Origin of the sequence: Streptomyces sp. IBSBF 3136 (genome assembly GCF_036815105.1) — a bacterium.
Classification (GTDB): domain Bacteria; phylum Actinomycetota; class Actinomycetes; order Streptomycetales; family Streptomycetaceae; genus Streptomyces.
The window spans coordinates 54774-64704 of sequence record NZ_JAJSZC010000015.1 but is presented as its reverse complement, the minus strand read 5'-3'; the positions used below and the strand labels follow the sequence as shown (position 1 = coordinate 64704).

General features: G+C 72.4%; 9 protein-coding genes and 1 pseudogene. All 10 read right to left on the bottom strand.

Going from position 1 to position 9931, the window contains the following annotated elements; genetic code table 11:
- Nucleotides 1-218: 218 nt before the first annotated feature.
- A complete protein-coding gene (locus V7E45_RS05635; RefSeq protein ID WP_333772957.1) occupies nt 219-611 on the bottom strand; it encodes a YccF domain-containing protein in 393 nt (130 codons plus the stop codon).
- Nucleotides 608-1471: a zinc metalloprotease HtpX gene (htpX, locus tag V7E45_RS05630; protein ID WP_333772956.1), complete on the bottom strand. Its 864-nt coding sequence runs from the start codon at nt 1469-1471 to the stop codon at nt 608-610. The genes V7E45_RS05635 and htpX overlap by 4 nt, the downstream gene beginning before the upstream one ends.
- A gap of 203 nt (nt 1472-1674) precedes the next feature.
- Nucleotides 1675-3210: an NADH-quinone oxidoreductase subunit N gene (locus V7E45_RS05625; protein ID WP_333772955.1), complete on the bottom strand. Its 1536-nt coding sequence runs from the start codon at nt 3208-3210 to the stop codon at nt 1675-1677.
- Nucleotides 3207-4781 carry an NADH-quinone oxidoreductase subunit M gene (locus tag V7E45_RS05620; protein WP_333772954.1) on the bottom strand — a complete coding sequence of 525 codons (1575 nt, stop codon included), beginning with the start codon at nt 4779-4781 and terminating at the stop codon, nt 3207-3209. The genes V7E45_RS05625 and V7E45_RS05620 overlap by 4 nt, the downstream gene beginning before the upstream one ends.
- Before the next feature lie 6 nt (nt 4782-4787).
- The gene (locus V7E45_RS05615; protein ID WP_333772953.1) at nt 4788-6782 is read right to left on the bottom strand and encodes an NADH-quinone oxidoreductase subunit 5 family protein; all 1995 of its coding nucleotides are present in this window, start codon (nt 6780-6782) and stop codon (nt 4788-4790) included.
- Nucleotides 6779-7165 (bottom strand): NADH-quinone oxidoreductase subunit NuoK, encoded by a 387-nt coding sequence (nuoK, locus tag V7E45_RS05610; protein WP_333772952.1) that lies wholly within the window; start codon nt 7163-7165, stop codon nt 6779-6781. Before nuoK ends, V7E45_RS05615 begins: the two co-directional genes overlap by 4 nt.
- Nucleotides 7165-7830, bottom strand: coding sequence for an NADH-quinone oxidoreductase subunit J family protein (locus V7E45_RS05605; protein ID WP_333772951.1), 666 nt, complete (start codon nt 7828-7830; stop codon nt 7165-7167). The genes nuoK and V7E45_RS05605 overlap by 1 nt, the downstream gene beginning before the upstream one ends.
- Nucleotides 7827-8381: a NuoI/complex I 23 kDa subunit family protein gene (locus V7E45_RS05600; protein ID WP_333772950.1), complete on the bottom strand. Its 555-nt coding sequence runs from the start codon at nt 8379-8381 to the stop codon at nt 7827-7829. The genes V7E45_RS05605 and V7E45_RS05600 overlap by 4 nt, the downstream gene beginning before the upstream one ends.
- Nucleotides 8382-8383: 2 nt before the next feature.
- Nucleotides 8384-9352, bottom strand: coding sequence for a complex I subunit 1/NuoH family protein (locus V7E45_RS05595; protein WP_333772949.1), 969 nt, complete (start codon nt 9350-9352; stop codon nt 8384-8386).
- Nucleotides 9349-9931, bottom strand: a pseudogene (locus tag V7E45_RS05590) (hypothetical protein); the annotation flags it as partial. The pseudogene V7E45_RS05590 and the gene V7E45_RS05595, both read right to left, overlap by 4 nt.

Below are 9931 nucleotides of genomic sequence, written 5' to 3'. Positions count from 1 at the left end.
GGGTGACGGGGGTGCGGGCGGCGGCTCCGGCCGGACCGCGGGCCGGTAGGTGAGCGCGCGCCGCGAACGGCCGCGCCGTGCGAAGCGGCCGGACCGCGAACCGACAGGCCGGCGGGCCGCGAGCCGGTAGCACCGCGAGCCGACAGGGGAACCGGCAGGCCGGCGGGCCGCCAGCCGGTATGCGGAATCGGCAGCTCAGCGGGCCTTCGGCCGATGGGTCAGCGGGCCGCGAACGGCTCGTCCGTGCGGACGATCTCGCGGCCCAGCGGCAGCAGGGAGACCGGGATCAGCTTGAAGTTGGCGATGCCGAAGGGGATGCCGATGATCGTCAGGCACAGGGCGACGCCGGTGGTGATGTGCGCGAGGGTCAGCCACCAGCCGGCGAGGACCAGCCAGAGCACGTTGCCGACGCAGGACGGCGCGCCCGCGTCCCGGCGCTCGACCGTGGTGTACCCGAAGGGCCACAGGGCGTAGACGCCGATGCGGAAGGCGGCGATCCCGAACGGGATGCCGATGATCGTGACGCACAGCAGGACGCCCGCGAGCAGGTAGGCGAGGAACAACCAGAAGCCGCTCAGGACGAGCCAGATGATGTTCAGGATGATCTTCACTGGTGACGACCTGCCATCTTCTCGAGCCGGGCGATGCGGTCCGCCATCGGCGGGTGAGTGGAGAACATCTTCGTCAGTCCCTGACCGGCGCGGAAAGGATTCGCGATCATCATGTGGCTCGCGGTCTCGATCCGCGGCTCGGGGGGCAGCGGGAGCTGCTGGGTGCCGATCTCGAGCTTGCGCAGGGCCCCGGCGAGGGCCAGCGGGTCGCCGGTGAGCTGGGCGCCCGAGGCGTCGGCCTCGTACTCCCGGGAGCGGCTGATGGCGAGCTGGATGAGGGTGGCGGCGAGCGGGCCCAGAATCATGATCAGCAGCAGGCCGAGCAGGCCCGGGCCGTCGTCGTCGTCCGACCGGCCGATCGGGATCAGCCAGGCGAAGTTGACCAGGAACATGATCACCGAGGCGAGGGCGCCGGCCACGGAGGAGATCAGGATGTCGCGGTTGTAGACGTGGCTCAGTTCGTGGCCGATGACCCCGCGCAGCTCCCGCTCGTCGAGCAGGCGCAGGATGCCCTCCGTGCAGCACACGGCCGCGTTGCGCGGGTTGCGGCCGGTGGCGAAGGCGTTGGGCGCCTCCGTCGGGGAGATGTACAGGCGGGGCATGGGCTGGCGGGCCTGCGTGGACAGGTCGCGGACCATCCGGTACAGCGCGGGGGCCTCGAACTCGCTGACCGGGCGGGCGCGCATCGCGCGCAGCGCCAGCTTGTCGCTGTTCCAGTACGCGTACGCGTTCGTGCCCAGCGCGATCAGGACCGCCACGATCAGTCCCGTCCGGCCGAAGAAGCTGCCGATGACGATGATGAGTGCGGACAGTCCCCCGAGGAGTACTGCGGTCCTGAGCCCGTTGTGCCGGCGGTGCACGGTACGCCCTCCAAGTCGTGCAGCAGGGGAACCCTTTGGTCCAGTGGACCCTCCCGCTCTGGTCAACGCCAGGCGGCGGCCGCGAGTTCCCTGGTGCGTGCGTGGGGCGCGCGTCGGCCGTACGGGTGACGTGCTCGTACGTGCTCGTACGGCCGCACGCGCGCGTGGGGGCCACGGGTGCCCCACGCGCGCGTGACGAGTCCTCAGAACAGTCCGGTGGCGGCGAAGCGCAGGACCAGCTGGGGCACGCCGGACAGGGCCACGCCGAGGACGCCGGTGAGGGCGAGCGCCGCGGTGAGGGGCGCGGGGACCCGGTGCCGTGCGGGTTCGCCCTCGGGGGCGCGGAAGAGCAGCGCCGCCCACTGCAGGTAGTAGAAGAGGGCGATCACGACGTTGACGGCCATGACCACGGCGAGCCAGCCCAGGCCCGCGTCGACGGCCGTGGAGAACACGGTGACCTTGGCGAACAGGCCGATGACGCCCGGCGGCAGCCCGGCGAGGCACAGCAGGAAGAAGGCCAGCAGCAGGGCCGTGACGGGGTTGGTGGCGTACAGGCCGCGGTAGTCGCTGATCCGGTTGAGGGACTTGGACCGGCCGACCACGGCGGCCACCGCGAACGCGCCGAGGTTCACGGCGGCGTACATGAGGGCGTAGGCGACGGTGGAACCGATCGCCTTCTGGCCGTCCTTGACGTATCCGGCGGCGGCGATGGGGACCAGCAGGTAGCCGGCCTGGCCTACGGAGGACCAGGCGAGCAGCCGTACGGCGCTGTACGCGCGCGTGGCCCGCTGGCGCAGGGCGCCGACGTTGCCGACGGTCATGGTGAGGGCGGCCAGGGCGGCGAGCGCGGGTCCCCAGACGTCGGCGTAGGAGGGGAAGGCGAGGACGGTGACGAGGATCAGGCCGGAGAAGCCGACCGCCTTGCCGACGACGGACAGGTAGGCGGCGATGGGCAGCGGCGCGCCGACGTAGGTGTCGGGCACCCAGAAGTGGAAGGGGACGGCGGCCGTCTTGAAGGCGAAGCCGATGAGGGTGAGGACGACGCCGGTCTGGGCGAGGGTGTGGAGCTGTCCGTCGACGTGCTGGATCCGCTGGGCGACCTGGGTGAGGTAGAGGGTGCCGGTGGAGGCGTAGACGAAGCTGATGCCCATGAGGCTGACCGCGGTGGCGGTGACCGAGGACAGGAAGAACTTCAGGGCCGCCTCGGAGGACCGCTTGTCGCCGTGCCGGATGCCGACGAGGGCGAAGGCGGGCAGGGAGGCGACCTCCAGGGCGACGATCAGGGTGGCGAGGTCCCGGGAGGCGGGCAGCAGGGCGGCGCCGGCCGCGGAGGAGAGCAGCAGGAACCAGAACTCGCCCGCGGGGACGCGCCAATGCTCGTCCTTGATGTTCGTGACCGACAGCAGGGCCGCGAGCAGGGCGCCGCCGAGGACGAGGAACTGGATGACGAGCGTGAAGTGGTCGGCGGTGTAGCTGCACACGCGCGCGTTCCCGGGCAGGCAGAAGGTGCCGCGGTCGCCGTCGAGGAGCGGCAGCAGGGTCAGCGCGGCGACGGCGAGGCCGGCTACGGAGACCCAGCCGAGCAGCGGCTTGCGGGCCTCGGGCACGAACAGGTCGGCGACCAGCACCGCGAGGGCGACCAGCGCGGTGACGGTGGGCGGCGCGATCGCGAGCCAGTCGACGGACTGGACGGCCGACTGGACCGCGGACTCGGCCACGGGCTGGGCCAGGGCGCTCATCGGGTGCCTCCTGCGAGGAGCTGCTGCACGGCCGGGTCGGTCAGGCCGAGCAGCGCCCTCGGCCACAGTCCGGCGAGGACGGTGAGGGTGACGAGCGGGGTCCAGGCCGCGAACTCGTATCCGTGCACGTCGGCGAGGCGGGGGGCTTCCTGCGGCACGTCGCCCATGCAGACCCGGCGGACCACGACGAGCATGTACGCGGCGGTCAGCAGGGTGCCGAAGGCGCCGATCGCCATGAAGGTGAGGAACGCGGGGCGGCTGAGGCCGGCCCCGGGCTCGAACGCGCCGAACAGGGAGAGCATCTCGCCCCAGAAGCCGGCGAGTCCGGGCAGGCCGAGGGAGGCGACGGCGGCGAAGGCGAGCAGTCCGCCGAGGCGCGGGGCCTTGCCGTACAGGGCGGCGCCCGTCTCCTCGGCGAGGGTGTCGAGGTCGGTGCTGCCCGTACGGTCCTTGAGCGCGCCGACCAGGAAGAACAGCAGGCCGGTGATGAGGCCGTGGGCGATGTTCGCGAACAGCGCGCCGTTCACCCCGGTCGGGGTCATGGTGGCGATGCCCAGCAGGACGAAGCCCATGTGGCCGACGGAGGAGTAGGCGATGAGCCGCTTGAGGTCGCCCTTGGCGCCCTGCTTGGCCAGGGCCAGGCAGGCCAGGGACCCGTAGATGATCCCGACCACTGCGAAGGCGGCGAGGTAGGGGGCGAAGGTGTGGAAGCCGTCCGGCGCGACGGGCAGCAGGATGCGGACGAACCCGTACGTGCCCATCTTCAGCAGGACGCCGGCGAGCAGGACGGATCCGACGGTCGGGGCGGCGGTGTGGGCGTCGGGCAGCCAGCTGTGCAGCGGCCACATCGGCGTCTTGACCGCGAGCCCGAGGCCGATCGCCAGAACGGCGATGACCTGCACGGATGTGGTCAGTGACCGGCCGTTGTCAGTGGCGAGTGCCACCATGTCGAACGTGCCCGCCTTGATTCCGATCAGGAGCAGGCCGAGCAGCATGACGACGGAGCCGAGCAGCGTGAACAGGATGAACTTCCACGCGGCCCGGGTCCGGCCCTCGCCGCCCCAGCGGGCGATGAGGAAGTACATGGGGATGAGCACGGTCTCGAAGGCGAGGAAGAACAGCAGCAGGTCGAGGACGGCGAAGGTGGCGAGGGTGCCGGTCTCGAGCAGGAGCAGCAGGGCGACGAACGCCTTCGGGGACGGGCCCGCGGGCGGCTTGAAGTAGGAGTAGAGCGCGCAGAGGAAGGTCAGCAGCGCGGTCAGGACCAGGAGGGGAAGGGAGATGCCGTCGATGCCGAGGTGGATCCGCACGTCGAGTGCGGGGATCCAGCTGATGTCGGTCGTGGCCTGCATCCTCGACGGATGGTCGTGGTCGAAGCCGAGCGCGAGGACGATCGCGGCGACGAGGATCACGCCGGTGACGGTCACGCCGTGCCGGAGCACGGCCTGCGCGGGTGACTTCCCCTTCAGTCCGGGCGGGGCGGGCAGGAGGGCGGCGACGGCTCCGAGGAGCGGGCCGACGACGACGAACGCCAGAAGGAACTGCATCACGGACTCGCTGATATCGATCACGCCTGCTCACGCTCCCGTGGCGACGAGGAGGACGGCCACCGCCAGGACGACGGTGCCGGCGAGCAGCGCGCTCACATAGGTCTGCACATTGCCGGTCTGCGCACGGCGTACGGCGGCCCCGAGCAGCCGGGGCAGCGCGGCCGCACCGCCTACGTAGGTGTCGACGACCTCGCGGTCGAGGAACCGGACGAGGCTCGCCGCTGCCTGGACCGGCCGGACGAACAGCGCCGAGTACACGGCGTCCAGGTGGAAGCCGGCGGCCGCGTGCCGGTGCAGCGGGCCGAGCAGCGCCCGGCCGGGGTCGGCCGGGTCGGGTGCGTAGGCGATGTCGCCGTAGGCGGGTTCGTGGGTGGCGATGGCCTCCGCCTCGACCAGGCCGGCGTCGCCCTCGGGGTGGGCGGCGACCGCCCCCAGCGGGACGCGCGCGGCGAGCGGGCTGGTGCGCTGCCAGACGCCGTAGGTGACGAGCCCGCCGACCACGGCGAGGCCGGTGCCGAGGATCGAGGTGGTGAGGGTCGGGGTCAGGTCGTGGCCGTCGAACCAGCCGGGCAGCGAGCGGTAGGCGAGCCCGCCGAAGGCGAGGGAGGGCACGGCGAGGACCCACAGCACGACGGTCATGGTCAGCGGCTGGCGGCCGTGGTCGGGGGCCTCGGCGCCCCGGCCGCGAAAGGCCAGCAGCCACAGGCGGGTGGCGTAGGCGGCGGTCAGCAGGGCGGTGAGCAGGCCGGCGACCAGGACGAGCCAGCCGGCGGCGCCGGGGGCGTGGGCGGTGTGTCCGGTGGCCACGTGCTCGGCGGCGCCGAGGACGGACTCCTTGGAGAAGAAGCCGCTGAACGGTGGGATCGCGGCGAGCGCGAGGAGCGCCACGGTCATCGTCCAGTAGGCGTCCGGGACGCGGTCGCGCAGGTGGCTCATGCGGGACATGGCGGCCAGCGAGTTGGTGCCGGCAGCGTGGATGATCACGCCGGCGGCGAGGAACAGCAGCGCCTTGAAGGCGCCGTGGGACAGGAGGTGGAAGACGGCGGCGCCGCGGTCGCCGACGGCGAGGGCGCCGGTCATGTAGCCGAGCTGGCCGATGGTCGAGTAGGCGAGGACGCGCTTGATGTCGTCCTGGGCCAGGGCGGCCAGACCCGAGCCGGTCATGGTCACGGCGGCCATCGCGGCGAGCACCACCATCGCGGCCTGGGAGGCCTCGAACACCGGGAGGAGGCGGGCGACGAAGTAGACACCGGCGGCCACCATCGTCGCGGCGTGGATCAGCGCCGAGACGGGTGTCGGGCCCGCCATCGCGTCGGGGAGCCAGGTGTGCAGCGGGAACTGCGCCGACTTGCCGGCCACGCCCGCGAGCAGCAGCAGGGCGACCAGGGTGGGGTGGTGGAGTCCGCCGCTCGCCACGGTGGCGAGGACGCGGGGGATGTCGAAGGACCCGGCGTCGGTGCCGAGCGCGAACAGGCCGATGAGGAACGGCACGTCGCCGAGCTTGGTGACCAGGAAGGCCTTCAGGGAGGCCGCGCGGGCCTCGGGGGTCTCCCAGTAGTGGCCGACCAGGAAGTAGGAGCAGATGCCCATGACTTCCCAGCCGACCAGCAGCACGATCAGGTCGCCCGAGTAGACGACGAGGAGCATCGCGGAGGTGAACAGGGAGACGAGGGCCGCGTAGGAGGGGTAGCGCGGGTCGTCGCGCAGGTAGCCGGTCGAGTAGACCTGCACGCAGGTCGCGACGAAGGCGACGAGGACGGCGACGAGCGCGGCGAAGCCGTCGATGTCCAGGGCGAGGTCGATCGGGACCGAGCCCGTGGGGGTCAGTTCGGTGTGGGCGTGGAGGGCCGGGCCGCCGCCCTGGCGCGCGGCGACCGTCGCGGCGAGCGCGAGCGCGGCCAGGGCCGGCAGTACGGCGAGCGGGCGGACGAATCCGGGTGCGGTGCGGCCCAGGAGGAGTCCGGCGGCGGCGCCGAGGAACGGCAGGAGGGGGACGAGTACGGCGAGGGTGGTCGTGGTCACGCGGTGGCCTCAGCCTTCTCGGCCGCGGAGGTGCCGGAGCCGGGGCCGTCGGTGTCGTCGCCGTGGCCCTCGGCGGTGTCGCGGAGTCGGTCGATGTCGGAGGTGCCGCGGTTGCGGTGGACGGCGAGCACGATCGCCAGGCCGATGCCGATCTCGGCGGCGGCGATGGCGATGGTGAACAGGGTCAGCGCCTGGCCGGAGTGCAGGGTGTCCCGGGCGGCCCGGCTGAGCCAGACGTCGAAGGCGACCAGGTTGAGGTTGACGGCGTTGAGCATCAGCTCGACCGACATCAGGACCAGGATCGCGTTGCGGCGGGCGAGGACGCCGTACAGGCCGGTGCAGAAGAGGAGGGCGGAGAGGACGGCGGGATAGGCGAGATGCATCAGCGGGCGCCTTCCTTCGCGCCGGGTCCGGCCGCGGGTGCGTCCGCGGTGCCCGGGGCGCCGGCGGCCTTGGCGTCGGGGCCGGTACCGGCCCGGGCCTCCGCCTTCGCCTTGCGGGACAGGACGATCGCGCCGACCAGGGCGGCGAGGAGGAGCACGGAGAGCGCCTCGAAGGGCAGGACCCAGTGCCGGAAGAGGCTCTCGCCGGTGACGCGGGTGGTGCCGGCGGCCGGGCCGCCCAGGTCGATCCAGGTGGTGCGGAACGCGTCGACGACCACCCAGACCAGGGCGACGGCGGCGGCCAGCGCGACGGCGATGGCCGCCCAGCGGTTGCCGGAGTCAGCGTCCGGGGACCGCCCGATGGGGGCCCTGGTGAGCATCAGGCCGAACAGGAGGAGGACGACGACGGAACCCACGTAGATGAGGACCTGCACCCAGGCGATGAACTCCGCCGTGAGCAGCAGGTACTCGACGGCGAGGCCGCCGAGCGCGACCACCAGCCACAGTGCGGCGTGCACCAGCTGCCGGGTGGTGACCGTGACGAGCGCGGCCCCGAAGGTGACCAGGCCGACGAGCAGGAACGCGATCTCGACGCCGCTCGGGGAGAGGAAGCCGTGCTGGGCCGCGGCGAGACCGATGCCGTGCCGGGCTGCGGCGGGGCTCATGCCTCACCGCCCTGCTGCGGCTCGGCCTGCGCGGCCGCCAGCTTCTCGGCGGTCTTGCGGGCGGCGGCGATCTCCTTGGGTTCCTCCGCGCCGGCGTCCAGGGCGGGCGGGGCGTGGACGGTCCACATCCACTCGCGGAGCTTGTCCCGCTCGTGGGTGAGTTCTCGGATGTCGGTCTCGGCGTACTCGAACTCCGGCGACCAGAACAGGGCGTCGAAAGGGCAGACCTCGATGCAGATACCGCAGTACATGCACAGCGAGAAGTCGATGGCGAACCGGTCGAGGACGTTGCGGCTGCGCTCGCGTCCGCCGGGGGCGGCGGGCGGGACCGTCTCCTTGTGCGAGTCGATGTAGATGCACCAGTCCGGGCACTCGCGGGCGCACAGCATGCAGACCGTGCAGTTCTCCTCGAAGAGGCCGATCACACCGCGGGTACGGGGCGGCAGTTCGGGCAGGACGTCCGGGTACTGCTCGGTGACCGTCTTCTTCGTCATCGTGCGCAGGGTGACGGCCAAGCCCTTGGCGAGGCCGGAGCCGGGGAGGGGGGACATGGTTAGGAGATCACCACCTTGACGATGCCGGTGAGGGCGATCTGGGCCAGGGAGAGGGGGACGAGGAGGGTCCAGGAGAGCTTCTGGAGCTGGTCCTCGCGCAGGCGGGGGTAGGTCACGCGGAGCCAGATGACGACGAAGGCGAGGAGCGCGGTCTTCAGCAGGGTCCACACCCAGCCCAGGCCGTCGGCACCCCAGGGACCGTGCCAGCCGCCCAGGAAGAGGACGGTGGTCAGGCCGCACAGGACGATGATCCCGGCGTACTCGGCGAGCAGGAACAGGGCGAACCGGAGGCCGGTGTACTCGGTGTACGCGCCGAAGATGATCTCCGAGTCGGCGACGGGCATGTCGAACGGCGGCCGTTGCAGCTCGGCGAGCCCGGCCACGAAGAACACCACCGCGCCGACGATCTGCCAGGGCAGCCACCACCAGTGGAAGGCGTGCAGGATGCCCGGCAGGGAGACGGTTCCGGCCGCCATGGCGACGGAGGCCGCGGCGAGCAGCATCGGGAGTTCGTAGGCGAGCAGCTGGGCGGCCGTGCGCAGGCCGCCGAGCAGGGAGAACTTGTTCGCGCTCGCCCAGCCGGCCATGAGCGAGCCGAGGACGCCCACGCCCATCACCGCGAGCACGAAGAAGACGCCCGCGTCGAGGACCTGGCCGACGGCTCCTTCACCCGGTCCGATCGGGATGGCGAGCAGGACGAGCAAGTACGGCAGCAGGGCGACGGCGGGCGCCAGCTGGAAGACGCGGCGGTCGGCGCCCGCCGGGACCACGTCCTCCTTCTGCGCGAACTTCACGCCGTCGGCGATGAGCTGGGCCCAGCCGTGGAAGCCGCCCGCGTACATCGGGCCGAGGCGGCCCTGCATGTGGGCCATCACCTTGTGCTCGGTCTGGCCGACGATCAGGGGGAAGGTGAGGAAGACGACGAACACGACCAGGAGTCGCAGGGCGACGTCCAGTGCGTCGTTCACTGCGGGCCTCCTGTGGGGTCTTCGGGGGTGTCTCGTTCGGCGGTGCCGCGGTCTTCGGGGGCCTGGGTGGCTTCAGCGGCCTCGGGGGCCTCAGCAGCCTCCGCGGCCTGAGGGGCCTCTGCGGCTTCCGCGGCTTTTGGTGCCTCGGGCTGAGGCCGGGGGGCCTCGATCGTGGGCCGCGGGGCCTCGGGCTGGGGCTCGGGCGACTGCTGCCGCTCCGGCTCGCGGTTCTCGTCGAACGCCGGGCGGGCGTGGTGCCACGGGGCGTCCGAGCTGCGCGGGGCGGTGCTCCGCCGGGCGGTACGGCCCGGTCCGTCACCGGAAGCGTCCGGGTCGACCCCCGCCGGTTCGGTCCCCGCTGCCTCGGTCCCCGCCGGTTCCTGCGTCGCGCCGCGCTGGGAGGCCGAGCCGCCCGAGGCGCTGCGGGCGCGGCGCGGCTGTGCCGGCGTCGGCGCGGACGCGGGTTCATGCGCCACCGATGCCTCGGCCGCGGGTCCCTCCGCCGCCGCGAGGGAGGCGTCGCCCTCGGCTGCCGCCTGCTTCCGCTCCGCCGCGTCGTCCCCGGCCGCCGCCTGGCTC

Coding starts and splice junctions, on each gene's coding strand:
- nuoK (WP_333772952.1), bottom strand. CDS start 7,165: ATGCATCTCGCCTATCCCGCCGTCCTCTCCGCCCTCCTCTTCTGCACC.
- V7E45_RS05600 (WP_333772950.1), bottom strand. CDS start 8,381: ATGTCCCCCCTCCCCGGCTCCGGCCTCGCCAAGGGCTTGGCCGTCACC.
- V7E45_RS05625 (WP_333772955.1), bottom strand. CDS start 3,210: ATGAGCGCCCTGGCCCAGCCCGTGGCCGAGTCCGCGGTCCAGTCGGCC.
- V7E45_RS05605 (WP_333772951.1), bottom strand. CDS start 7,830: ATGAGCCCCGCCGCAGCCCGGCACGGCATCGGTCTCGCCGCGGCCCAG.